This is a genomic window from Cohnella thermotolerans DSM 17683 (assembly GCF_000429825.1).
GTDB lineage: Bacteria > Bacillota > Bacilli > Paenibacillales > Paenibacillaceae > Cohnella > Cohnella thermotolerans.
On record NZ_AUCP01000014.1, the window covers coordinates 25972 to 51936 of the forward strand.

The 25965-nt window shown below is 56.0% G+C and carries 23 protein-coding genes and 1 pseudogene; 6 read left to right on the forward strand and 18 right to left on the reverse strand.

The window, feature by feature from the left end; all coding sequences use genetic code 11:
* Nucleotides 1-79 precede the first annotated feature (79 nt).
* Nucleotides 80-1090 (forward strand): substrate-binding domain-containing protein, encoded by a 1011-nt coding sequence (locus G485_RS25040; RefSeq protein WP_051318012.1) that lies wholly within the window; start codon nt 80-82, stop codon nt 1088-1090.
* Here the strand turns inward: G485_RS25040 and G485_RS0104285 are convergent.
* From G485_RS0104285 to G485_RS30775, 18 genes and pseudogenes are all read right to left on the reverse strand, one after another.
* Complete coding sequence (locus G485_RS0104285) at nt 1069-2664, reverse strand: response regulator transcription factor (RefSeq protein ID WP_027091530.1); 1596 nt, start codon at nt 2662-2664, stop codon at nt 1069-1071. The genes G485_RS25040 and G485_RS0104285 overlap by 22 nt on opposite strands.
* 14 nt (nt 2665-2678) lie before the next feature.
* The gene (locus tag G485_RS0104290; protein ID WP_027091531.1) at nt 2679-4514 is read right to left on the reverse strand and encodes a cache domain-containing sensor histidine kinase; all 1836 of its coding nucleotides are present in this window, start codon (nt 4512-4514) and stop codon (nt 2679-2681) included.
* Nucleotides 4515-4673: 159 nt separating this feature from the next.
* On the reverse strand, nt 4674-5294 hold the full coding sequence (locus tag G485_RS0104295) for a TetR/AcrR family transcriptional regulator (RefSeq protein WP_027091532.1): 621 nt from the start codon (nt 5292-5294) through the stop codon (nt 4674-4676).
* A 9-nt stretch (nt 5295-5303) separates the two neighbouring features.
* Nucleotides 5304-5753: a hypothetical protein gene (locus tag G485_RS0104300; protein WP_027091533.1), complete on the reverse strand. Its 450-nt coding sequence runs from the start codon at nt 5751-5753 to the stop codon at nt 5304-5306.
* Nucleotides 5754-6025: 272 nt separating this feature from the next.
* Nucleotides 6026-6343 carry a heme oxygenase gene (gene isdG / locus G485_RS0104310; RefSeq protein WP_027091534.1) on the reverse strand — a complete coding sequence of 106 codons (318 nt, stop codon included), beginning with the start codon at nt 6341-6343 and terminating at the stop codon, nt 6026-6028.
* A gap of 79 nt (nt 6344-6422) precedes the next feature.
* A complete protein-coding gene (locus G485_RS0104315) occupies nt 6423-7205 on the reverse strand; it encodes an ABC transporter ATP-binding protein (RefSeq protein WP_027091535.1) in 783 nt (260 codons plus the stop codon).
* The gene (locus G485_RS0104320; RefSeq protein ID WP_027091536.1) at nt 7202-8200 is read right to left on the reverse strand and encodes a FecCD family ABC transporter permease; all 999 of its coding nucleotides are present in this window, start codon (nt 8198-8200) and stop codon (nt 7202-7204) included. Before G485_RS0104320 ends, G485_RS0104315 begins: the two co-directional genes overlap by 4 nt.
* Nucleotides 8193-9149, reverse strand: coding sequence for an ABC transporter substrate-binding protein (locus G485_RS0104325; RefSeq protein ID WP_027091537.1), 957 nt, complete (start codon nt 9147-9149; stop codon nt 8193-8195). The genes G485_RS0104320 and G485_RS0104325 overlap by 8 nt, the downstream gene beginning before the upstream one ends.
* Entirely contained in the window at nt 9146-10288 is a 1143-nt protein-coding gene (gene isdC / locus G485_RS28210; protein ID WP_051318013.1) for a heme uptake protein IsdC, read from the reverse strand. The genes G485_RS0104325 and isdC overlap by 4 nt, the downstream gene beginning before the upstream one ends.
* Nucleotides 10289-10304: 16 nt before the next feature.
* Complete coding sequence (locus G485_RS0104335) at nt 10305-11087, reverse strand: ABC transporter ATP-binding protein (protein ID WP_027091538.1); 783 nt, start codon at nt 11085-11087, stop codon at nt 10305-10307.
* Nucleotides 11077-12060: a FecCD family ABC transporter permease gene (locus G485_RS0104340; RefSeq protein ID WP_027091539.1), complete on the reverse strand. Its 984-nt coding sequence runs from the start codon at nt 12058-12060 to the stop codon at nt 11077-11079. Before G485_RS0104340 ends, G485_RS0104335 begins: the two co-directional genes overlap by 11 nt.
* 41 nt (nt 12061-12101) lie before the next feature.
* Complete coding sequence (gene isdE, locus G485_RS0104345) at nt 12102-13055, reverse strand: heme ABC transporter substrate-binding protein IsdE (RefSeq protein ID WP_027091540.1); 954 nt, start codon at nt 13053-13055, stop codon at nt 12102-12104.
* Between the two features lie 123 nt (nt 13056-13178).
* On the reverse strand, nt 13179-16604 hold the full coding sequence (locus tag G485_RS28215; protein ID WP_240489062.1) for an NEAT domain-containing protein: 3426 nt from the start codon (nt 16602-16604) through the stop codon (nt 13179-13181).
* Nucleotides 16605-16858: 254 nt separating this feature from the next.
* Nucleotides 16859-17239 (reverse strand): hypothetical protein, encoded by a 381-nt coding sequence (locus G485_RS0104355; protein ID WP_027091541.1) that lies wholly within the window; start codon nt 17237-17239, stop codon nt 16859-16861.
* 369 nt (nt 17240-17608) lie between these two features.
* Nucleotides 17609-18988, reverse strand: coding sequence for a sensor histidine kinase (locus G485_RS0104360; RefSeq protein WP_027091542.1), 1380 nt, complete (start codon nt 18986-18988; stop codon nt 17609-17611).
* On the reverse strand, nt 18985-19662 hold the full coding sequence (locus tag G485_RS0104365) for a response regulator transcription factor (RefSeq protein WP_027091543.1): 678 nt from the start codon (nt 19660-19662) through the stop codon (nt 18985-18987). Before G485_RS0104365 ends, G485_RS0104360 begins: the two co-directional genes overlap by 4 nt.
* 521 nt (nt 19663-20183) lie before the next feature.
* On the reverse strand, nt 20184-20372 hold the full coding sequence (locus tag G485_RS0104370; RefSeq protein ID WP_027091544.1) for a hypothetical protein: 189 nt from the start codon (nt 20370-20372) through the stop codon (nt 20184-20186).
* A 39-nt stretch (nt 20373-20411) separates the two neighbouring features.
* Nucleotides 20412-20672 (reverse strand): annotated as a pseudogene (locus tag G485_RS30775) (flavodoxin domain-containing protein); the annotation flags it as partial.
* A 580-nt stretch (nt 20673-21252) separates the two neighbouring features.
* On the opposite strand from G485_RS30775, the gene G485_RS0104380 reads away from it, so the two are divergent.
* The 5 genes from G485_RS0104380 to ssuD all read left to right on the forward strand — a co-directional run bounded on the left by G485_RS0104380 (nt 21253) and on the right by ssuD (nt 25902).
* Nucleotides 21253-21804, forward strand: a complete 552-nt coding sequence (locus G485_RS0104380) for a TetR/AcrR family transcriptional regulator (protein ID WP_027091545.1) — start codon at nt 21253-21255, stop codon at nt 21802-21804.
* A 183-nt stretch (nt 21805-21987) separates the two neighbouring features.
* Nucleotides 21988-22797, forward strand: coding sequence for an ABC transporter permease subunit (locus G485_RS0104385; RefSeq protein ID WP_027091546.1), 810 nt, complete (start codon nt 21988-21990; stop codon nt 22795-22797).
* A gap of 27 nt (nt 22798-22824) precedes the next feature.
* Nucleotides 22825-23919, forward strand: coding sequence for a taurine ABC transporter substrate-binding protein (locus G485_RS0104390; protein ID WP_035154716.1), 1095 nt, complete (start codon nt 22825-22827; stop codon nt 23917-23919).
* A 25-nt stretch (nt 23920-23944) separates the two neighbouring features.
* A complete protein-coding gene (locus G485_RS0104395; protein WP_035154761.1) occupies nt 23945-24760 on the forward strand; it encodes an ABC transporter ATP-binding protein in 816 nt (271 codons plus the stop codon).
* 11 nt (nt 24761-24771) lie between these two features.
* Entirely contained in the window at nt 24772-25902 is a 1131-nt protein-coding gene (ssuD, locus tag G485_RS0104400; RefSeq protein ID WP_027091549.1) for an FMNH2-dependent alkanesulfonate monooxygenase, read from the forward strand.
* Nucleotides 25903-25965: the final 63 nt, after the last annotated feature.

The following is a 25965-nucleotide window of genomic DNA, read 5'->3' on the forward strand; positions in this document are numbered from 1 at the left end:
TTCGGTTCCTGCCTTTCAATTTCTTCGGATCATGCTATAATTGAGTACTAAAAAACCGGATGCGGAGGTAAGCGGATTGATGAGCAGATACGGCATACTTAAGACGATATTCGTCTTGGTCGCTTTATCCCTTATTGGTCTTGGCCTGGCATCGCAAACGAAACAAGAAGCCTATTCCCATCCTGCGGACGAAGAAGCTCAACAGACCGCTGTGAAAAATATTCGGCTCGGCGCCACAATTCTCGGTGACAACGCTTTCCCGCAAACGATTAAAAAGCTGCTGATTCGCGAGGCGGAAAACAAGGGCATCGAACTCTTGGTTTACGACGCCGAAGGCAACAATAAAGAACAAGCGAGACAGATCCGGAGCATGATCGCCCAGCAGGTCGATGCGATCATCCTTAACCCCGTGGATGCGAACGGGGTAGTGGAAGCTGTGGAAGAGGCCATCCATGCGGGTATTCCGGTCATTACCGTTAATGCGGTGGTGAACAGTGACCGAATCGCCAGTTATGTCGGTTCCAATGATATTGAAGCTGGGGAGATGGAAGCGAGATACATTGCGGAAATGTTGCGCGGAGAAGGGAATATCGTGATCCTCAACGGCATCACAGGCCAATCTACGCAAGTTCAACGCACTTTGGGCATTAAAACCGCGTTGCAGCTATTTCCGAACATCCACATTCTGGACGAAAAATCCGGAAATTGGAAATATGAGGAAGGCTACCGCTTGATGAAACAGTGGGATCTTGAATTCGGGGACAAAATAAATGGCGTTATTTCACAAAATGATGAGATGGCTCTCGGGGCGATCCAATATTGGAAGGAGGTTGGCAAAGCAGCGAAGATTCCGATCGTCGGCATCGACGGACAAGAGGCGGGACTCGCCGCAGTTGACCGCGGCGAATTGACAGCCACCGTGTTCCAGGATGCGGTCGGCCAAGCTAAGCTCGCGTTGGACCTGGCCTTGAAGGTTATCAAGGAGGAAAAAATCGCGAAATCTTACTTTATTCCTTTTCGCTTGGTAACAAAGGAGAATACCTCCTACTATCTTCATCTCCTTTCTGATTATGCTCTTGAATCCTTATAGTCCATAGGATTGATACCCACATATTTTTTGAAAACGCTAGAGAAGTAGGAGGTGCTTTTAAAACCGACCAAATCGGAAACGACCGCAGGCTTCAAGCCATACTTGCCTAGCAGCTCTTTCGACTTTTCAATCCGGATCCGATTCACATATTTCTTAAAATTCGTCCCGGTTTCCTTTTTAAACAATTCGCTGAGATAAGTGCGATTCAAGAAAAATTTTCTGGAAACGAATTCAAGGCTTATATCTTCAAAATAATACTCGTCGATATACTTCTTGATTTGCGAGATGAGCTGGCTGGATTCCGGGACTTTTCCCAGATCATGGCTGTACTTCAACAACAACTGGATGGTGCTGTTCTTGATTTCATCCGGACTGTTCCCTGCAACGATTGCCTTCATTAATCCCCCGTCGATGCGACTCGAATAATTCAGCTCCTCGATGAGTTTGTACATGAAGATTGCGATTTGTTTGAACGCTTCCACGCCAAATCTCTCTGCGCGCTGAAACAGATGGTTCGCGCAAGCCAGCACTCCTTCTTTATCGTTATTTTTCCAACATTCCTTGAATGCGTTTCCAGCATCCGATAAAAGAATATCTTCCCATGGCGGTTTGCCGTTTCCGTGGATGAAAACGACCGAAGCGCCGGGCAAGCCTTCATCCGTGTGGAGCTGCGTTTCGAGATACATATTTCGGAGTTGGGCAATATCCTGAAAGATGCCGCTGACTGTAATCTTAACGTCTATTCTATTGTATTTTTGCAAGTTCAGAATAACGGTTCCTAACCGTTCCCGGAGTTCTTCCACAAATCCGGATTCCTGATACGATCCAAAAATGGCAACGAATTCATTTTCCTTGTATAAGCTTTTTACGCCAACACTCTTAATAGCCGGTACCATGCACTCCTTCAACACGTTCTCAATGATGAAGAAAATCAGCCCCTCATCCTGATCATACATGCTTTTCGCCTGCTCATAATTCGATACATTAAAAATCGCTAACGCCCGAAATCGTTGATCCAGATCAACCCCGATGTAACTCAGCCTTTTGACAAGCTCAGCGGGATTGATATTTACGCCGATGAATGCTTTGTTCAGTATGTTGGTCTTCAACAAGGGAATGCTTTCATTTAATAAAATGCTGCGGGAAATATTCTGTATCTTCTTCTGGCGCTCGCTGCGGATTTTGTCCGCCGTCTCATGAAGCGCTCTCAATATATCCTCTTTGACGATCGGTTTCAGCAAATAATCGGTTGCTCCGCAAACAAGCGCTTGCTTTACATACTCGAAATCCGTATAGCCGCTGATCACGATTACTCGAATTTCCGGATATTCCGCTTTTAATACGTCCAGAAATTTCATTCCGCCCATGCCCGGCATCCTCATATCAAGCAAAATAATATCTGCCTGATGATCCGCAAGAAACGCTTGAGCTTCTTCCGCATTTCCGGCTTCGCCGACCAGTTCAAAGCCTTCTCCGTTCCAGTCCAGTTTGTTGCGTATACTCCGTCTGACCGCCGACTCGTCTTCCACAATCAGCACGTTTAATTTGCTATCCGAATTTTTCTGCATCATCATCGAATGCATACCTTTCACGCTTTAACGGCTGGGATATCAATCGTAATCGTACTTCCTTCGCCCTCAATGGTGTCAATGTGAAAATGAAGCTCGTCGCCAAAAACAATTTTCAGTCGAGTATAGACATTTTTCAAACCCAAACTCCTGGATGTTTCTTCCATCACCATGATGGGAAGCCTCTTAAACTGTTCGAACTCCTGCAGCTTCTCTTTGGAAAAACCGATCCCGTTGTCACTCAGCACAAACTGGATTCTATTCTGCCTTTTTTTGATGGAAAGGTGGATGCGGCCCGTGCCAATCTTCTTTTCAATCCCATGTTTGACAGCGTTCTCGACCAGTGGTTGCAAAATCATTTTAATGATCATATAGTCTTTTGCCGCTTCGTCAAGCTCAGAGATTGTGATTAAGTTATCCTCAAAGCGACTTTGTAAAATATAGAAAAAATGCCGGCAACTATCATACTCCTCCTGAATCGTGACCTTCTCCTTCTTCAGGTCAATGTTATAACGCAGCAATTTGCTAAGCGATTGCGTAATTTGCGAAATTTTGTGGACGCCTTCTTCATCTGCGATACCACTGATCACCTCCAGCGTATTGTACATAAAATGTGGATTAATTTGCATCAGAAGCGCTTTCAACTCCACATTTCTGCGATGCAGTTCATTGACATAGCGATCTTGTATCAGTTGTTTCATCGTCGTCACCATGGAGTTGAAGCTTTTTCGTAGTTGACCGATCTCGTCTCTGCTGACAGGCTCTTGAATCTGCACATTGAAATTGCCTCGCTCAACTGAATGAAATAAACTTTTAAGCTGTTTGATCGGACGGGAAATATAAATGGACAGGAATAGAGAAAGAATAACGACCAAAAGCAGGGAAACGATGCAAACGATAACCGTCACGTTTCGCAGCGGATTGACCATCTTATACATCAGCGATATCGGAGTCGACCCGACGATGAGCATTTCTCCGTATACGGAATGGCTAGAAGTGTTAAGCATTTTCTGTTTATTCATATAGCTTACGGAATACCGCGAATTCGTGCCTGTAATCAGCTTCATCCATTCCGGATCGGCTTTGCTGCCGATTTTCGTCCAATCTGTATGATACAAGATTGTGCCATTTTTCGAAATCGCTTGAATGATGCTCCCTTTCCTGTATTCGAATCGCTTGAACAATTCGGCAAACGACGAAAACTTCTTGTCAAAGCTAATATACCCGTATCTTTCGCCCGTATAGGGATGAATGACCGGCCGCGAAGCAACAAAACTAAGCATGCCGTTGACTTCCAAAGTATGCACGTCGTAAATCAGTCGGTCTGTCCTATTCTCGAACATTTTATTCTGCCACGCAATTTCGCCCTCCGATTTGTAAGAATAAAGCTTGTACGTATTTTCAGGAATACCGGCCGTTACGAATTCCCCTTCGTTGGAATAAACGCGGATACTTTCGTAATCATTGCTCGAACGAAATGTATCCTGAATAAACTCGCTGATTCTTTTCATATTTTCCATCACTTTGACGTCGCTAAAATTATTGTTTTCGTCCAGTTTGATATTGTTGTCAATTAATCGGGAAACAAATATGTTAGAATTGATTTCGATGGCATGGACGTATGAATTGAAGTTTCTGCTGATTTCGTCGAGCAATTGGGCATCGCTTCGCTTTACTTCCTCGATGATGGCCTCGGATGACACCTTGTATGAAATCGCTCCCACAATAATGAGCGGAATTAAATTAACCAATATATAGGTGGACAACAGTTTATACTGTATGGACCGCTGGTTAAACATCCTCTGGATGAGAAAATTCCTGGCTTTGCCGAATAAGCCGTTTATTGTACTGCGCATCTGTCAAGCACCTTTAACTAGGATTAAGTATCGGTCTTGAAAGCCCTTACGATAATTATAAGCAAGGGACGAAACTTCTAGCAATGCGCAAGAACAGCACCAATCCGGGAACCAGTCGATGCTCTCTGGATAAAGAATTCGTCACGACTCGCCTCTCTTTTATTTTTGTATCGCACGGGTTACCATCTTCACGAGTTCGTCGCTATACGTTTCCAAACTGACTTTTCGCGTCACTGGCGAGCTCAGCATATACTCGCCTATCGCCCCCTGGATCATGCTTGCCATCACATCCAAATGGAAGTCGGCAAACTCTCCGTTATTCTGGCCTTCGCGCAAGATGTCGAGCAGAACACGCATCATGGGGTCTTCATCATCGTCGCTCACCTTATAATACGGAACGTTATCAGGCGTCCTGGCATTAAAGACAATCTCGACCAAGGCTGCATAACGCGACGGATGCGCACCTTGATAAGCCAGGCTGGCGACGATAAAGGCGTGCAATTTCCCGGTCGACGTCCTTTCACGGTTTACCCTCTCCAGGATATAAGAGGTCGATCTTTCTAGGAGATTCATGAGCAATTGGTTCATCAGGTCGCCCTTATCCGCAAAGTGATAGGAAATCAGCGCGGTGCTGATCCCCGCTCTTTTTGCGATCTGTGAGAGGCTGGCGTTTACGTACCCGATTTCGTCCAATGTTTGGATGGCCGCTTCCATAATTTGCTCCCGTCTCGCTTCCGCGATAAAGGATTGGCGTCCTGCCGTTTTGTCATCCTTACTCATCGTTCTACCTCAACGCTGCTTATTGGGATTCTCCTTGCTTACGACTCCGAGCAACACGATTACGAATATCACGATCGGAATGGAAATGAATTTACCAGGGCTGCTTAATGCGCGATCGAGCACAGCAGGAAAATGACCTTGAAATAAGGATATGACTGCTCGAACAAGCAATACGATTAAATTCGTAAACATAAGCGCGGGCACCATGAACAGCCCGAGCTCCAGAACTGTCCATCCGGAACGCTTGCCGATAACGAATAAAACCGTTGCCGCCAAGCAAAGAATGCCCATAACTCCAATAAAGGCAACTCGGATCCATGCCTGCCAAGGAGTACCCGATGCATCCATCATATCATGATATTTCGTCCAACAATACCACAGCGATCCAACCGTAATTAAGGCGCTAACGAACGGAAGCGTTTTGGGCAGCCAATCGGACGTTGTTGCACGTTGAGTCATTTGATTACCTCCTCAATAATTTGATCAATCGATCAATTTTTTGGTTGTTTGATCAAATCATATCTTGCGTTGGGAGGGATGTCAATGGGCGAATTCCCAATAGATCGACTAATCGACTTCTTCAAAATAATGATGATCAATGAGAATTACAGGTTAATCGGGAATAGTTTTACATAAATGCGCAAACAAAACGCCGCCCGTCGCTCCCCGCAAGGAGTACGGCGGCGTGTGCGGCTTCCCGAACGGTCTGCCGGGACGCAGAGGCCGGAAGCTCAGGATACCGACAGCGGCTGACGGACGATCTTCACTTCGTAAAAGGTGATTTTGTTGGAGAGAATGTAGTCCGGCTTCTCCCGGTGGGAGTGGGCCTCCCGGAACGCTTCGCTGCGCGTCCACGCTTGGAAAGCTTCCTTGTTCTCCCATCGGGTGCTCACGGTGACCTCGTCGTAATCCTTCGTATTTTCCGTCATCATCACCTCCAGCCCGAGAAATCCGGCCATCCCTTCAACTTTGCCGACCTTATTGAAACGTTCGATAAGTTTGTCGCCATTGCCTTTGGTAATGTGCGATACGTTCGTCACAATGACCATATTCGTTCCCCCTTCGCATAATTGTGCCTGATCGAGTTGAATTGTAAGGCCGCTTTGTGAACGACCGATGAACAATAAATTACAGTTCCGGACGGAGAAGCGGAATAATCAGAGGATACGCCTCGTCGAAGCGGACCTTGGCGTCAATATCGTAAACGGCTTTCAGAAAATGCGGCGTAATGACCGCTTGAGGCGCGCCCCGCGCGACAACCGCCCCCTCCTTAACGGCGATCAGATGCCCGCAGAAGGCAGCGGCCTGCTGGAGATCGTGCAGCACCATGACGATCGTCAGGCCGTATTCGCGGTTCAGTCCGGAGAGCACGCGCATCAAGTCCAGCTGATGGGCGATATCCAGATAAGTTGTCGGCTCGTCGAGCAGCAGAATGCCGGTCTTTTGCGCCAGCGCCATGGCGATCAGCGCCCGTTGGCGTTCGCCGCCCGACAGCGTTCTCGCCATGCGGTCCTCGTGGCGGCGAAGATTCATCCGCTCCAAGGCCCAGTCGATCGCCTGCTCGTCTTCGGCGTTCAAACGCCGGCTGAACGGACCGTGGTACGGACTGCGGCCGTAAGCGGCCAGTTCCCGCACCGTAAGCTCGGGCAGCGTCTCCCCCGACTGCGGCAACATGGAGAGCTCTCTCGCCAACTCCGCTCTCTTATACCCGGCGAGCGGCTTGCCGTGAATGACGATGCTCCCCCCGCCTGGAGCCAGCAGTCCGGCGATCAGCTTCAGCAGCGTCGATTTGCCCGAGCCGTTCGGTCCCACGATGGCGGTGATTTGACCGACCGGCACCGTTATCGACACCCCCGACAGCCGGAACACCCCCGCCGTCAAGCGCAGCTCGTTCGTCTCGATCGCCGTCATCGCCAATGGCTCCTTTTCTTTAACAGATAGAGAAAAAAAGGCGCTCCGACGCAGGCCAGCAGGATGCCGACCGGAAGCTCGACCGGATCGAACCAGGAGCGCGCAATCGTATCGGCGACGACGACCAGCGCGCCGCCGGCAAAGGCGGACACCGGAAGCAAATAGCGGTAGTCCTCCCCGATAAGCAATCTGACGGCATGCGGGACGACCAGGCCGACGAAGCCGACCAGACCGGCGACGCTGACCGCCGCTCCGGCCAGTAAGGCCGCCAGCGCCAGAAGCAGCATCCGCTGAAGCTCGACTCTCTGGCCCAGCAGCTTCGCCGATTGGTCGCCGAGCGCCAGCAGGTTCGCCGGCTTGACCGCCAGCGCCGTCAAAGCCAGACCGAGCAGCGCGTAAGGGAGCATGAAGCCCAAATGCTTCCAGCTTCGGCCGTTCAGGCCGCCCGACAGCCAGGGGATGACCGCCTGAATCCGGTCGCTATGGAAGACCATGATGCCGTTCATGACGGCTCCGAGCAGCGCATTCACGGCGACGCCGGCCAAGACGATTTTGACGGGAGACGCGCCGCGGTCCCAGGACAGCCCGTAGATGAGCAGCGCGGCGGCGAACGCGCCGACGAAGGCGGCCGGGGGCAGCAGGTAGCTCCATTGCGGCAGCAGCACCAGCGCAATGACCGCCGCCAGACCGCCGCCGGCGGATACGCCGATGATGCCGGGATCGGCCAGCGGATTGCGCATGATTCCCTGCAGAATCGCCCCGGAGGCCGCAAGGCAGGCGCCTGTCAACAAGCCGATAAGCACCCGGGGAAGCCGCACCTCCAGCAGAATCACGGCATGCTCGGACGAGGAACCGTGCAGAAGGACCGCGCCGATCTCCCGCAGCGGGATCGATACGGAGCCCGTCGTCAGGCCGAACAGCGCGCAGGCGGCGAGCAGCGGCGGCATCAGCGCAGCGGCGATTTTCCTTTTCCGTGTGCGTTGCGCCTTATTCATCGGACCGTTCCGAAGACACGGACGCCAATTTGTCGCGCATCAACCGCAGCGCTTCGACGATGCGGCTGCCCGGGCTGGAGCCGAACAGATCGGACGGCAGCACTTCCACTCGGCCGTTCTTGACCGCTTGCACGCCTTTCCAGGCGGCATTGTTCTGCATCTCCTTGCGGAAGCTGTCTTCCACTTCCTCCGGGCTGCCGTGCGTCATGATGAAGATCACCTGCGGATCGGCCTCGACGATCCGTTCGGCGTTCAACTGCGCATACTGCGGATAGCTTTGCAGCCGGGGAAAATCGGAAGCGATATTGTAGCCTCCCGCCGCCTCCAGGATGTCTCCGCCCAGGGAGCTCGGCAGCGCAGCCATGAAGGTGCCCGGAGCGCCGTATACGAGCAGCGCCCTCGGCCCGCTCTCGGCGGAGGCTGCGGACAACCGGCCCTCTTCCGCCTCGATGCCGCCGACCAATTCGACCGCCTTCTCCTCTCTGCCCAGGAGCTGCCCGAAAAGCGCAATTTGCCGCTTGATCTCGTCGATCGAATTGGCGCTGGTCAGAACGACCTTGGCTCCGATCCCTTCCAGCATCGGGATGTCCTTCACATTCATCGGATCGTTGCCCAGCACAACATCCGGATGCAGCAGTGCGATCTTCTCCAGGTCCACCTCGTGCGCCGTACCGATCTGGGTTACCCGCTCCGCCGCTTCGTCCGCCAGCGGCGTCGTCGAAGCGGGACGGCCGACCAGTTCTCCTCCGAGCGCATAGATAATATTGGTCTCGCCGTTGCTCAGCGCTACAATGCGAATCGGCTTCTCGGCGAACCGAACTTCGCGCCCGGCGAAGTCGGTCACGGTCAGCGCGGCGGCCCCGTGCGCACGCTGATGCGCCGAACCGCCGCATCCCGCCAGGACAACGAGCAAACACGCCCACCCGCTAAGGAAGAGAATGCCTCTCATCCGCCGCGACGGCGAACGATCCGATAGCGCCACCATAGTCCGCCTCCAAGCGCCAGTATCACAGCTCCCGCAACCGCCCCCACCGACACGAAGCGGGAGCCGCCATCGCCGGCCTCCTCTTCCGGTCCGACGGCAGGAAGAACCGCCGCCGCATCCGTTCCCGCAGGAGCGGCGATGTCGGACGGCAGCGCCTCCGCCGCGCCGCTGCTGGCCGAGCCGCTCGCACCATCCTGCGCTTCGCTGCTGCCCGGGTTGCTCGCACCATCCTGCGCCCCGCCTGCGTCCGATCCACCGACGGACGCATCGCTTTCGGCCACGGCGCTCGCGGATTCTCCGCCATCTGCGGCAGCGTTGGCGGACGACCCGTCTCCCGCTCCGCCATTCCCGGCGGCGCCTGTCGCGTGCGCTTCCCCCGCGTCGACCTTCTTCGCCGCCGCTCCTTTCGCCGCTTGTCCGTCCCCCCCTCCCGCTTCGACGTTAGGAGCGGGATCGGTCCGCGAGGACTCCTTGCCCGCCGCCGGCTTCGGAATCGCTTGCCCCGTCGCGCTTTCCTTGCCGCTTGCAGCCGGTTCCGCCGTGCCTGCGCCGCCCGCAGGTTCCGACGTCTGCGCCGGCTCCGGTTTCGCCGCAGCAGCGGTTTCCGGCTTCGCGGTCTGCCCGCTCCCCGCCGATTCGAGGGGGGCCATGGTATCCGGCTTGAAGCTCAAGCGGATCGTGTAATCGTGGTCGTAATCGATGTCCTCTACGGTCACGTGAATTTTCGACTCCAGCGGCTTCGACAGATCGTCCGCCTCGAAGGAGACCGTCCGCGTGTCCGCCGCCTCGTCGGTGCGAAGGATTTTCGTATTGACGAAGCCTCCGGCGCCAGGCACCTTGAACTGCGTCACCCATTTGCTGTGGTTGACCGTGAGGCGAACCGTCGTTTTGCCATGGTCGAAGGTCACCGTCGCCGGCTTCTCCCAATAATCGTTCGCCATCGATACCGAATCGTCTTCGGCCTTCAGCACGACATAATCCATCGTATAGGTCCCCTCCGCGGGCGGCGTGAATGCATGAGCCGCGGAACCGGGCAAACCTAGCGCCGCCAGAACCGCTCCCGCAACCAGCAGCGCCGACAGCCAACTTCTGCTCGCTCTCAATTTTCCGACTTCCCTTCTAGTTCCGTTCTCCGGTGCCGACCGGCACGATATACATGCCCGCCAGCTCGTCGTGACGGACGACGACATCGACGCCGTAGATGTCCTTGATCGTCCGCGCCGTCACCACCTGCTCCGGCGTCCCCTGCAGCACCGCCTGTCCGCCTTTCATCACAATGATCTCGTCGCAGTAGCGAACAGCCTGGTTCATGTCGTGCAGCACGATGACGATCGTCAGCCCATGCCGCAGGTTGAGCCTGCGAATCAATTCCAGAAGCTCGATTTGATAGTACATATCCAAATAAGCGGTCGGCTCGTCGAGGAACAGAATCGGCGTCTTCTGCGCCAGCGCCAGCGCGATCCATACCCGCTGCCGCTCCCCGCCGGACAGCTCGCAGATGCGCGCGCCGCGCCGGGCCAGCAGATTGGTGCATCCGAGCGCCCATTCCACCGCTTCCTCGTCGTCCTCCGACCGCTGGGCGAATAGGCTCCGGTGCGGAAGACGTCCGTAATACGCCAGCCGCTCGACGGTCAGATCGCCCGGCGCGTCGTTGCGCTGGTGCACGACCGCCAGCTTGCGGGCCAGTTCCTTCGGCTTGTACGCGGCGATCGCCTTGCCGTCCAGCACCGCCGTGCCGCTGCGCGGCGCCAGATTGCGGGCCATTACGCCAAGCAGCGTGGACTTGCCGCTGCCGTTCGGCCCGATAATCGCCGTCATCTTCCCTTGCCCGATGCTGGCCGTAACGCCCTGCAGTTGATCGGTCTTGCGGTCGTACGAATACGTGATTCCGTTAAGTTCCATACGCGCGGTCACTCTTTCTGAGCATGAAGATGAGGAAAGGGCCTCCGATTACCGTCATGATGATGGAAGCGGGAATTTCCGTCGGAGCCAGCACGGTCCGGCCGAGCGTGTCCGCCGTCAGAATAAGCAGCGCGCCGAGCAGAATGGAAAAAGGAATCAGCGCCCGGTGATCCGAGCCCACCAGCAGACGCGCAATATGGGGCACGAGCAGCCCGACAAACGCGATCAGACCGCCGACCGCAGTCGCCACGGATGCCAGCAGCACCGCGATGGCCGAGATGACAAGCCGCGCCCGCACCACCTTAAACCCCAGATTGCCGGCCGTCTTGTCCTGCAGCGCCAGCGTGTTGCACCAGGAGCTGACGGCAAGCGCCAGCAGCAGGCCGAAGGAACCGTACAGCCCCATAATCTTCACATCTTCCCATGTCTTCATCGTGAAGATCGAGCTGATCGCCTGGTTCACGGAAGTGACCGCATAGCTGCCGCGATAGTTAAACGATTGTCCCAGCCCGGTGAAGGTGGCGTTAATCGCAACTCCGATGAGAAGGAGCCGGATCGGATGCAGCCCGCTGCTCCAGGACAGCGAATAAACGAGCAGACAAGCGAACGCCCCGCCGAGAAAGGAGAAGAACGGCATCCAGAAGAACAGGTTCGGGAAAATCGTCACCATCGTAAGCGACACGACGCCTGCGCCCGACGAGATGCCGATCACCCCCGCGTCGGCCAGCGGATTGCGCATAACCGCCTGCAGCAGCACGCCGGATACCGCCAGCGCCGCCCCGGTCAGCAGCGAGACGATGATGCGCGGCAGCCGCAAATCCCGCACCACGTTCACATTCTCGTTGTCCCCGTTGATCAGCCCCCGGATCAGTTCCAGAAAACCGACTTTGATGCTGCCCGTCGTCATGGAGATCAGCGCAGCGGCAAGCAGCAAGATCGCGACGACGGCAAAACAGATCGTTTTTTTCGACATCATCAGCTTCCTCATGTAGTTGATGCTCGGCCGCTCTGCCGCTACGGATACAGCTTCGCGGCCAGCGAGACCAGCGCCTCGTTCGCGGCCAGATTGCCCGTCGTGCCGAACAATTCCTCCTCCAGATCATAGACGCGCCCGTTCTGCACCGCTTTGAAATGCTTCCATATGTCGTTCTTCTTGAATTCCTCGTCGAACATCTTGACCACCTCATCCGGCATGCCGTGAGCCGCCCGCAGGATCACGTCCGGGTTGGCCTGCTGCAGGTACTCCGTATTGGAAGCCAGATATTCGACCGATTCCCCCTGCACGACATTGACTCCGCCCAGCAATCTTACCAGATCGCCGATATACGAATGCTCCGTCGCCACAAGGTAGCTGCCCGGCACGCCCAGCAGAATAAGCACCGTCGGCTTCTCCTTGCCGGCCGTTTCGGCCTGCAGCCTGCTCAGGGTCGCATTGAAGCTGTCCGAGAGGGTGGCGGCTTGCTCCGCGCGGTCGTACTTGGCGCCCAACTCGACGATCGCCTGCTGCATATCGGCCAAGCTCGTCAAGTCGAGGAACGTCGCCTTGATGCCCGCCTGCTCGAAGACCGGCTCCAGGTCGTACTGCAGGGTCGTCACGGACAGCACGTCCGTCGGCTTCAGCGACTTCACGAGTTCCATGTCCGGGCTCATCGGGTTGCCGACCTTCGTGACGCCGTCATACCGCGCCGGCAGCGTCTTGACGCTCTTGGGGATGCCGACCAGATCGAGCCCGAGGGCATCCATGATCTGCGTAATCGCGACCGTCGTGGAGACGATGCGCGGAGGCGGCGTCTCGGCAGGGGCGGCGGGAGCGGACCCCGCCGCGGTCGGCGCAGCCGTCTCCGCCGGCTGTCCGGCCGCCGCCGCGCGATCCGGCTGCAAGCGAGTCCCCCCTTGCGCGCAGCCGGCAGCCAGGAGCGACCAGACGAGCAGCACGGCAAGACCGGTCCAGAAGCGATATCTCTTCATATAATCCTCCTGAAAAATCGTGCTGAGGACACTCGCTTTCAGAGTTCCCTGCAGCACCTGTGAAGGTGGGCGGCGCGATCCCGCGGGCACGGCCCGCCGCGCGGTCTCGCCGCCACGCGCCGGTTAGGGCGTCGCGGTTGCCGCGGCTTCTTCCCGATCCGCTTGCTCCGCGGCTACCGCCGCTTGCGCTTCCGCGTAATCGAGCGCCCGCACAATCAGCGTCACCGCCTGCGCCCGCGAGAACGCGACCGTCACGCCGAACCGGTTGCCCTCGATTCCGTTGATCAAGCCGTATTTCACCGCCGTTGCCACATAAGGCCGGGCATATGCGGGAATTTTCGCCGCGTCGGCGAACGTCGGGCCGGCTGCCTCTTCCAACGGCAAGCCGAGCGCCCTGACGGCCAGCACCGCCGCGTCCGTGCGGCTGATCTCCTGCTGCGGCCGGAAGGAACCGTCCTGGAAGCCTCCGACTATCCCCGCGGCGACCGCTTGTTTGACAAGCTCCTGCGCCCAGGGCTTAATCTGATCCGTATCGGTGAAGCGAAGCTCCGCAGCGCCGCCGTTCAGTTTGAACGCCCGGCTCAGCATCGCCACGAATTCGACGCGGCTCACGGTCTCATTCGGCCGGAACGAACCGTCCGCGAACCCGTTGACGATGCCCCGCTCTACGGCGCGGCTAATATCGCGGGCTGCCCAATGGCCCGCCGCATCCGGGAATTCGATTCCCGGCTGCTGTCCGCCCGGCGTGTCCGTCCCGCCGGCATTGCCGTTCGTTCCTTCCTCTTCTCCCGTTTCCTCTCCTGTTCCACCTCCGGCCGAAGATCCGCCTCCTCCCGGATTCGGTCTGTCGGTAACCGTTCCGAACGTTTCCCCGGACCATTTCGTAACCGACTTGTACGTGCCAAGCTTGATCTGGATGTCATATTCATGGAAGTAATTCATTTCGGGCCAGTCGACCTTCACATGTCCGTTCAGCACATTCGTCAGATCCGAGACCTGGAACCTGACCCATCTCGTATTGGCGGACGAGTCGGTTTCCGTCACTTGGGTCGACTTGCCTTCGACGGTAAAGGCGGTAATCTCCTTGCTTTGCTTCAACCAAATATAGACGTATTTCTTGCCGTTCTCGACGAGCAGGCGACCGGGGTGCGCCACGTATTCATCCATCACCGAATTTTGCGAGGTGCCGTACTTCAAAATACGGAAGTTAATCTGGTACTTCCCGTCCGCCAAATCGCTCGATCCTCCAGATCCTCCGGACCCTCCGGATCCACCCGATCCGCCGGACCCCTTCGGTACGACCGCTGCGGCGAACGCAGCCATCGCCTGTTCAAGCGCCTTCACCGCGTCGTCCGACGTCATCTGGGTTCCGTCCGTACGCGCCGCCTCCGCTCCGGCTGTCGCGATCGCCTGCTTCAGCGCGGCCGCGACCGCGGCCGGATATTGCCCCGGCTGGTCTCCGACCGTCGCACCGGCCAACAGAGCTGCGGCCTCCGCAACTTTGCCGGCGAGCGCCGCGTTGTCGATGTCGTTGAAATTCAACCGCACGTCGTGCGTTCCGCTCGCGTCGACGACTCGCGCCTTCGTCAAAGCGGCCGCATCCGGAATCGCGATTTTGACCACCCGCGTATTGGCGTTCTTGTCCTCGCTGACGGTCGCCGCATCGACGTACTCCGCACCGTTATCCACCTTAAGCGACACGGACGAGCTGTTGCGAAGCGTAAACACCGCCTGAAGAACGCCCGCTTCCCATTTCATTTCAGCCGGCCCCGAGAAATAAGAGCCAACGGAGGAGAAAGTGTCCGACGTTCCGTCTGCCACCGTGAAGTTGGACAAATAGGCGGCGTTCCGGCGGAAATGATCCACCGCTGTTTGCAAATCGGAGCCGGCCTTTGCGATTGCGGGTCTGGTGGAAGCCAAATTGCCGGCAACCGTCCGGGCGGCGGCGATCGCGGCCGCCAAATCCTTGCGGGCCTGCTCGTAGGCGCTGTCCGCGCTCGCTTTGTCCAGCAGCTTCTGCGCAGCCGTCACCTCGTCGTTCAATTTCTTCAATTCGTTGTAGTTGTAGCTGATATAGACGTTGCGAGTTTCGCCTCCGACCTTGTAGCTCAAGAAGGACAACCCTTCATAGAGGTCGGGATTGCCGCTTGCCCTGCTCTTCACCTGGTACGCCTTGCGCTCGGCTGTCGTGCCGTTCTGAAGCAGCACGGCCCTATACATCTCATTGTCGATCGTCACGTTGTCGTCATACGTGCCGTTGATGTTCGGGTAGGACATCAGCACGTCGGCAACGCCGGCGTTGACAAAAGTCAGATTGGCGTAGGTGTTCGTATCCTGCGCGTTGGTCAGCAAGTACGCCGTGCCGGTAAAATCGGAAGCGTAGGCCGACTGCGCGGTCGCAGACGTTCTGTTGTCCAAAATATAAATGGGCAGCGGAGTCGGATTCAGCGTATAAACGAGCTTGCTCCGCGTTTGGTACGTGTTGGTAAGCGACGTTGTGCGCGAAGCCACCTCCGCCTCTGTCGCCGCGCTGTTCGTCAACACCGCTTCAGCGCTCTTCAAAGCGTTCTCCAGCGCGGACTTCGTGCCTCTGGCAAATTCGCCGTCGGACACGGGAGCATAGACGCCTTCCTTGCCTTCCGTCTTGCCAACCTCCCCGTGCTCCAGCACAAGTTGGTACAGAGCTTGCGTCTTATCGTAAATTTCCTGAAGCGCGGATTTATCCACCGAGCGGACGGACGCGCGGAACGCGTCGAGCGCAGCCGTTAACTCGGTGTACGCCGTCTCGACCCCGGACGGATTCGCCGCCGCATTCGCCGCAGCCGTCTCCGCCGCCGTAATGCTCGTGTTCAGCTTCTCTTTGGAACCGGCCGGATACTGTCCGTATTCGGTTCCTTCCGCCGCGCTGTCGTATACGCTGCGGGCGGCGCCGATGAGATCGTTCAGCTTCTGCAGCGCCTCCGTACCGTCTCCGCCGGTGCCCGGGTCTCCTTCACCCGGTTCTGTCCGCGGCAGCGAGCTGGTGTCGATCGACAGCTGCACATTGTACCAATTGTCGTATACCAGCCCCGGATACTTCGGATTGTTAATGATCACGACATGCATAAGGACGTCGATCTTGTCGCTTAAATTCTCCACGCCCACGGCAACTTCAACCGGTCCGCCGTCGACGCTCGGGGAACTGACCGTGTATTCCTCGTAACCTTCCGCGTCCGACACGACGTTGTTGACCACCTTGGCCTTGGCCGCCCCCGGCTTGCGGAAGGCGATATACGGAATCAACGCGTAGTTTTCACTCGTCACTTGATGATAGAAGGTCGCCTTGCCGTTCTCCACGACCAACCTTCCGGAATTCTCCACATTCAGGAAACCATTCGCGGCTGACGTGGTCGTCGTCTCGTCCTTCAGATACTCGTAGGACAGATTCGTATATTCGCCGTCCGCGACGACCGCTTCGCCGCCGGTCTCATCGGCCGCGGAACCCGGCGACGGGAAGGTGAACAACAGCAGCGCCGCGATCCACAACAGAACTGTTTTTCTGATCGTCATATTCAAGTTTTAACTAGCTCCTTAAGATTTGGAATGGATTTGCAATGTATTCGAACTCGCACCCAGCCTGCGCGGGTTGGGAGACGTGCAGCGCATCCGGCTCCGGCTCAAGCCTGGCGAACTGTTTTCGATCGGGATGAGATAAGCGATGTGCTACACAGGCATTTGACCGGCAAAGCAAGACGGCGGTTGCGGCCGAAACGGTCTGAAAAAGCAGACCGTCTCGGCATTGGCATGCTCAGGCAATACTCCGTTTAGTCCCAATGAATATCGAGATCGTACCAGTCGTCATGGAACGGGGCCACGACAACGTGCAGCGAGATCGGAATATCGGCGCTGTCGCTGCCGGGGAACACGAACGTCGTGACGCCGGAGCTGTAGGAGCCGTAGTAGGTCACGCCATCCTTAACCAATTCCGGGAAGTAATTGCCCGTCAACTTGATCGTGACCTTGCCGGTCGAATTGTCGATCGTGGCGGGTCCGGCAATAAACGAGCTCGAATGCGAATCCTCCGCGCCGTTGTAATAAAACTTGTAGCTGTGCGTCCAGGTCGCAGCGAAAGCCGGGACGGCCAGCACGAGCGCAAGAACAGCCATTAATACGAATGAGACCGGCTTTTTCATCGTTGCAGCCATTATCCATACACTCCTTAAATTTGAAATTTGTAGTGCTATTCTCGTTTCCGGATATCCGACGGGACGGCTTACAACTGATGGTGCGACAGCTTGATTCTCTTGACGGCATCACTCCAGGGTCATTTTTGTTCAATCGATAATGATAATCATTATCATTTAAACAACCCGATGGTACATGATTCCAAATCACTCTGTCAACCTATTTTTAGATATTTTTCTTTTTTTATTTTTATATTTCATATTATGTATTTTTGTATCCGTAACAAGGCGCGGCAAACTGAAGGAACGCCGCCGTTCCCCCGGCCTCTTCTCCTTCACCCGCGCAACGCCAGCTTAACGGCGAATTGTGAATGGAGCATGAACAACAGATTACATCGGAATCGACACCCGGAAGGTGGTCCCTACTCCCGACTGGCTGAAAGCCTCGATCGTCCCTCCGTGCCGGTGAACGATTTTTTGCACGATGGACAGCCCCAGGCCGGTGCTGCCCGAAGTTCTGGAACGGGCTTTGTCCCCCCTAAAGAAACGGTCGTAAATAAACGGCAGCTGATCCTCGGGAATGCCGTCGCCGGTATCGGCCACCTCCACGACGCAATTCCCTCCCTCGCAACGGGCCTGGATCGAAATCGAACGTCCTTCCGGCACATGCTTGACCGCGTTCGACAGCAGATTGGTCCATACCTGAAGCAGCAGCACTCCGTCCCCGCGGATCACTAGGTGACCGGGCACGGCCATGCGGACGGAGATCATCTTCTCCGTCAACTGCCACTCCATCAGCCGAAGCGCATGATGGATCTGGCGCTTCAAATTATGCTCCTGCTTGGCGAAGCCGGCTTCTCCGGCGTTATCCAGCGTGGACAGCAGCAGCAATTGACGGCTCAAAGCCGCCAGGCGGCGCGCTTCCTGGCCGATAATGCCGGCATAGGATCGACGAAGCTCGTCCGGAAGCTCCGGCGTTTGCAGCATATCGGCGAAGCCCTGAATGGACGACAACGGCGAATGGATCTCGTGGGACACATTGGCGACGAACTCCCGTTTCGCCTTGTCCGCACGCTCCAATTCCCGGCTCATCGTCTGAAAATGGGACGCCAGCTGCCCGATCTCGTCTTTTCTGTTCGTATTGAGTTGAAGATTGTAATGGCCTTGGGCGATCTTCTTGGTCGCTTCCGTCAGAAGCGTAACGGGCTGTACCAGATAACGGGTGCTCAGGAGAAAGGTCGGAATGCTGAAGAGGACGGTAAGCAGAAAAATCAAGAAAAAATAAATCCGCAGTTCCCCGAACTGAAGCTGAATATCCGGCCGCAAAAACAGCGCGTACGCTTCCTCCCCGTCCTGCAGCCGCACGCCCACCGAGTTGCTCAGGCTGTTCTCGAAATAACCGGTCAGGAAGGGATAATCGGGATACTCCGCAACCCCGTGGTACACTTCGCCCTCCAGCACGATACGCTTGATATCGTCCGAGAGCTTCCCTTTGCGGAACGGGTGGCCGAAGAACATCTCGTTCCTGTTCCGGTCGACCAGATAAATCTGGTAACCGAGCGCGGCCGTATGGCTCAAATATTCTCCGAGCATGGCCGGATTACGCTCTGCGAATGCGCGTATTTCTTCGGCTATTCCCGTCAGCTTGGCGTCCGTCAGAGGCTTCAGCTTCCAATGATAATAGACGTTGGAGACATAGAAGCCCAGCAGCGTGCTGAGCGCAACCGTATACACGATAAGAACGAAGACGCGAAAATAGAGCGACTTCATAGCTCCGGAACCTCGATTTTGTACCCGATCCCTCTCACCGTATGGATGATGAAGTTGTTCTCGCTGCCGATGAAGCGTTTGCGCAATCGTTTGATATGCACGTCCACCGTCCGCTCGTCGCCGGCGTAATCCGCTCCCCATACGAGCCGAATCAGATCATCGCGCGAGAACAGACGTCCCGGATATTGCGCCATCTGGGCCAGAAGCTCGAATTCCTTGAGCGGCAGCAGCACAACGGTATCGCCGTCGATCACCTCATGATTCTGGAGATCGATCACAAGCCGATTCAGTCTGATCTTGTCGCTCGAAGGCACCGAATAGCGGCGGAACAGCGCCTTGATTCGAAACAGCAGCTCCGGCAGCTCGTACGGCTTGGTCACGTAGTCGTCCGTACCGCTAAGATACCCCTGCGTCTTATCGGACAACTGGTCTCTTGCCGTCAGCAGAATGATCGGGATATCGTAGCTGTCCCTTATGTATTCGCACAAGGTCAGACCGTCGATCTTGGGCATCATGATGTCGAGAATCGCCAGATCGATCGGGTGCTCCTTCAGCACGGCAATCGCTTCCTCGCCGTCCTGCGCTTCCAGAACCCTGAATCCCTGTCTGGTCATGTAATGATTCAGAAGCGACCGGTTATGAACATCGTCATCTGTAATCAACAGCTGCTTCATGCTCCATCATCCACCTGTTAAGCGCGGAATTTCTTTCCTATATTGATTGACCCGACCAAACTTCCGGATGCTTCGATCGAACCGAGCTCATCCATTTTGATATTTTTTTCAATATTTAGGTTATTAAAGCAATCTCACCCCCATTATAATCGATATTGATTATCATTATCAATTAAAAAAGATCGCATTTGGCTCGCCTCTGTACCGTGATTGTAAAAGTGAATTATGAACGGTGTGTGAATATCAAATTACAACCCATCGATCGGCGCGGCGGGTCCGTTCGACCGGAGACGATTCAGAATTGAATTTGGGCGAGGCTTAGGAATTCTGGCGCGAATAAACCGGAAACGGCGGCCCCCGATCTGGAGACTGCCGTTTCCGTCCGCTGCGAGTTATCCTTGTATGAGAGAGCAAATCAGCTCGCGGCACCGCGTCTACTCCCGGATGAGATCCAGACCGAATCGACCCGAGCGGCAGCCATAGCGGATCGCCCGCCCGGGCGCGGCCGCAGGTCGCGCCGTTCAACCCCATCCGTCCCCCCGTTCCCGGAGCGAGTCCGCAGACTTGTCGCGCCCCACCGGATGAACCAGAAGCTCGATCAACGAGAGCTGCTCTTTATCCTCACCGCGCCCTCCCAGTCGTTCCGCCTCGCCGTCAAGATCTGCCTCCTGCTCCTTCATCGTTTGGTAGATTTGATATAAAAGTCCCATCTCCTTGTTCTCCCTTCGCTTATTGGTTTCGGTCTGCCTTTAGCGGACGCCGGTGAGATGCCGGACAAATTGCCTGCCGAACTGTCTGCACGCTTCCTTCTCCTGCGGACTCGGCGTCAGCTCGATCTTCAGCCCCGGCGCGACTACTTCGGCTCCCAGTTGGCGCAGCTTGTCGATCAGCGTATCGACAGCCGCGCCGCGAGCCGGGTAGCGGGAGTCGCACGAGCCGAACACCGCCGCCTGCTTGCGTTCCAGCCGCAGTTCGTCCAACTCGTCGTAAAAATCCAAAAATTCGTCCGGCGGAACGAACAGAGCATGTGTCACGATCGCTGCCTTTCTACATAGTAATTGATAATGATTCTCATTGTCAATTACTATGTGTAAAAATAGCGGACCTTTGGCAAAACAGCGGCTGCCAGATTCGCTGCGGTGAGGAAATCGAAGCCATCCATAAATATTCTTTTGGTCAAGAACGAAAATATCTTAATTGTACTTCTTCAAGCAGGAACCTTATCATTTAATTCAAATAGTCGCATAAATATACGGTTTTCTGTTTGCGGCGAACCGCACGATCTGGAAGAGCGAACAGGTGGTAACAAATGAACACACGACTTGGGAAAGCGAGTAAACAACAAGTGGTACCTTCCAACTGGGCGACGGGATCTCGAACATGATACTGCCGACGTCCCGAATCGCTATGCTCTCGAGGCATAAGGTTTGCAGTCAACGCCTGGTCATCAGATAGAGGAAATAAGGAGCGCCGGTCAATGCGGTTCCCGCCACGCCGCCGGCGTATTCCCCATTATATTTATCGGATTATATACAAAAGAATATTGACGACTATACCGTCCGGACAGTATAGTAAATCTGGAGGTGCTCCATGAACCAAAATTCGAAACGTGCCGCGATTCTGAAGGTAGCCTGCCGACTGGTGAGACAACTTGGCGCAGCTCACCTGACCCTCGATGCGGTCGCCAAAGAAGCAGGGGTAAGCAAAGGGGGATTGCTGTACCACTTTCCTACCAAAGAATCGTTGATCCAGGCGGCATTGGACGATTTCCTGGACCGTTTCGACTCCGAGACGGACGCCGAGGCTTTGCGCAATCCGGCCCTCGATAACCGCTGGGCTCAAGCCTACCTGATCAAGACGTTCGACATCGACAAGGACGACCTTGAGATGAGCTTCGGCATTTTGGCTGCCGCTTCGAATCAACCGGCCATGCTGGATCCGATGCGCGAGCGTTACGTGCTTTGGCAGAGCCGAATGACGGCGGAATGCAAGGACCCGGTCGAAGCGACGGTGGCCCGGCTGGCGGCGGACGGACTGTTTTTCTGCGAGCTGTTCGGTTTTGCGCCGCTCGAACCGCAGTTGCGTTCCGAGGTTCTGGCCTACTTGTTGAAAATGGTGAAAAGCCGTGATCAGAACGAGTAACGGTTGGCTTCGGGTCGTTATCGGCGGACTTCCGGATGTCGGGTGAGCCCGATTCATATCATCGCTGTCGGCTCCGCCCTGCCCGTGCGGCATCCGCCGGATAACGGCGGACCGTCGGATTTCACGCCTCAAACCCAACTATGTCAATGTGTTTAATTTGTATACGGCGAAGGAAGTGATCGTTTGGCTGCACCGTTGTCTCGTCCCTTAAAAGTCAGCCGATCCAAAGGTTATGTTCTATATTTTACCGTCTCCTGCTGCTCTGTCCTGGCTCTCTTCACGATCTGGTGGATCGCCAGCCATTATGGATGGGTAAATCCCCTGTTCCTGCCCTCGCCTGCTGACGTCTGGTCGGCATTCACGGATATCGCACGTGAAGGTTACAAGGGCAGTACCCTGCTGGGACATGTCGGAGCAAGCCTGCGGCGAATTCTGATTGCCATGTTCTTCGTGTTCGTCACCGCCGTTCCGCTGGGTATCGTATGCGGGAGAAGCCGCCTGGTCCGAGCCGTCTTCGATCCGATCATCGAGTTTTACCGGCCGCTTCCTCCTTTGGCCTATTACTCGCTGCTCGTGCTTTGGTTCGGCATCGGAGATACGTCCAAAGTGATCCTGCTGTTCTTAAGCGGATTTGCGCCGATGTTTATCGCTGCCGTATACAGCGCCAGGCGTATCCCCGCCGACCGGATCAACGGCGCCAGGTCCTTGGGCGCGAACGGATTCCGGCTGTATGCATTTGTCATTTTCCCTTCCTGTCTCCCCGACTTGCTGACCGGCTTCCGGACGGCGGTTGGCGTCACGTACGCCACACTGGTGGCCGCGGAGATGGTCGCCGCGGTATCGGGAATCGGCTGGATGGCGCTCGACGCGAGCAAATACTTGCGAAGCGACATCATTTACGCCGTCATCATCATTATGGGCATCATCGCGATTCTCATCGATTCGGCCATCCGGCTGCTGATTCGCCGGGTATCGCCATGGATCGAACAATAAACCAAACGATTATAAGGAGCGATTAACATGAACGGATTGAACCGCAAGCTTTCCCGTCTGCTCGCTTTGTCCCTGATGACTGTCCTGCTGTTGGCTGTCGCCGCCTGCGGCGCCAAAAATGAAACGTCCGACGTCTCCGGCAATCCGGGCCAAGCTTCCTCTGCGGCCGCTCCGTCCACGAAAGCGGCACCCGAGCTGCCGAAGGAGATTCGGATCGGCTATCAAGTGTCCCCGAACGGCGAGCTGATGGCTAAAGCTCTCGGCCTTGCCGAGAAAAAATTTCCGGGCGTCAAAATTTCCTGGTTGAAATTCGACTCCGGACGGGACGTCAATACGGCTATCGCCAGCGGAAGCATTGATTTCGGGCTTGTCGGCACGCCCCCGGGCGCTTCCGGAATCGCACAGGGATTGCCGGATCAAATTTATTACATTCACGACGTCATCGGGGACAGCGAAGCCCTCGTCGTCCAGAGCAAATCCGGGATAGCAAGCCTCCAGGATCTGAAGGGCAAGACGATTGCCACGACATTCGGCTCCACGTCGCACTTCAGTCTGCTGTCGGCGTTGAAACAGGCAAACATCGATCCTTCGACAATAAAAATCATCGACATGCAGGCACCCGATCTGGCGGCAGCCTGGCAGCGCGGAGACATCGACGGCGCCTACACGTGGCAGCCCGTCCAATCCAAATTGCTTGCTGCCGGGGGCAAGGTCATCATTACGTCCAAGGAAGTGGCCGACAAGGGCGCGCTGACCGGCGAGTTCGGCGTGGTGCACAACGATTTTCTCGCGAAATACCCGAATGTGGTGAAGCAATACATCGAGGTGCTTGACGAAGGAACCAAATATTACCGAGACCATCCGAAGGAAGCCTCCGAGGCGCTCTCCAAAGAGCTGGGCCTCACACCGGAAGAGACGCTCAAAGCCATGAACGAAATCACCGTGCTTGACGCTTCCCAGCAAACGGACGAGAAATATATGGGCACGCCCGACAAACCTGGCGCGTTCGGCGCCTTATTGAAGGCTACCGCCGATTTTCTGGTCGAGCAACAATCGATCAAAAGCGCGCCGGACGTTTCCGTCTTCCAAAAAGCGATCCGTAACGATCTGTACGTACAATAAAACAAGGTAGGGAGGCTGCATGATCATGGGAACCCGTGCGGTAAATGCGGCTGAGACGGTGGAAGCGGGAGTTCGGCTGACGGATATCTCATTGGCGTATGGCGATGGTGCCGGCGGACGGCCGGTGCTTCAAGGGGTCAACTTCACCTTGCGGCCCGACGATTTCGTCTGCGTGCTGGGACCCTCGGGGTGCGGCAAGTCGTCCCTGCTCCATATTATTGCGGGATACCTCCGGCCTACGGAAGGCACGGTCCGGATCAACGGCGTTTTGCATACAAGGCCCGATCCGCAAGTCGGCGTCGTGTTTCAGCATCATAATTTGTTTCCATGGCTCTCAATCTCGGAAAATGTCGCTTTCGGACTACGCATGGCGGGCATACCCAGAAAAGAACGGATGCGCCGGACTGCCGATTATCTCTCCCTTGTCGGTCTGGAGTCGGCCGCGTCTCTCCTGCCGCATCAGCTCTCCGGCGGCATGAAACAGCGGGCGGCATTGGCGAGAACGCTGGCCGCGGAGCCAAGCATCGTGCTTATGGATGAGCCGTTTAGCGCGCTGGACGCCTTAACCAGGGAATCGATGCAGCAGCATCTGATCGGCATCTGGCAGCGTACTCGGACGTGCATCTTCTTCATCACGCACGATGTCGATGAAGCGCTTCTGCTGGGGCGACGGATCATGGTGATGCAGCCGGGCCCCGGGCGCTTCGTCGAGGATTTCGAGAATCCGCTGTGCCAGGCGGAAATCGGCTTGCCCCTTCATGAGCTGCGCGCCGCAAAGGAATATATCCCGCTGCGTCAACGTTTAATGATGTCCATCGCTGGCGATAGAACAGAATCTTAGGAGGAACACGCATGGAGATGTTTTGGTACTTGCCCACGATGGGCGACGGACGTTATCTCGGCACGACAAAAGGCGCCAAAGTAACGGATCTGCATTATTTTCGTCAGATTGCGCAAGCCGTGGACCGCCTCGGCTACACCGGCATGCTTGTTCCGACCGGCCATGCCTGCGAAGACGGCTGGGTCGTCGCTTCGGCGCTCATGCAGGCGACGGAGACGCTGAAGTTTCTGGTCGCCGTACGGCCCGGCGGCATATCGGTCAGCATCGCCGCACGCATGGCCGCCTCGTTCGACCGGCTGTCGTCCGGCAGGCTGCTAATCAACGTCGTGACCGGCGGCGATCCCTATGAAATGAGAGGCGACGGCATCTTCCTCTCCCACAGCGAGCGCTACGAAGCGACCGACGAGTTCCTCGACGTGTGGAAGCGTCTCATGACGGGAGAATCCGTGACCTATCATGGCAAGCATATCCGCGTAGAGAATGCCAAACTGCAGTATGTCCCGTTCGATCGGCAGTCCCCGCCGTTGTTTATCGGCGCTTCGTCGGAGGCGGGCCATCAAGTGGCGGCCAAGCACATCGATACGTATCTGACCTGGGCCGAGACGCCTGCCATGGTAGCCGAGAAAATCGCCGACGTAAGAGCCCGCGCGCAAGCGCTGGGCCGCCGGATCAAATTCGGCCTGCGCGTGCAGATTATCGTGCGCGAAACGACCGAAGAAGCTTGGGCCGCAGCCAACCGGTTAATCCAGTACGTCTCCGAAGAAGACATCCAAGCAGCCCAAGCTCTGTTCGATCGATTCGACTCCGTCGGGCAACGCCGCATGACGCAATTGGTGCGAGACAATATGGAGCGGCTTGAAGTTAGCCCCAACCTTTGGGCGGGCATCGGGCAGGTGCGGGGCGGCGTCGGCACGGCGCTCGTGGGCAATCCGGACGAAGTGGCGGAACGATTAAAGGAGTATGCGTCTCTTGGCATCGATACGTTCATTCTGTCCGGCTACCCGCACCTGGAGGAAGCCTACCGCATTTCCGAGCTTCTTTTCCCGAAATTGCCTGTTGCTTATCCGGAACGCCGGGAAGTGTCGCCATGGGCGCCGATGGGCGAGTTGATCGCCGAGAACCGAAAGCCAAGAGAGGCGTAGGCGGAGCGGATAAGAGTCCGAATATGGTTGGCTCGCCATCGCAAGCTTTCCAGTAAAAAAACG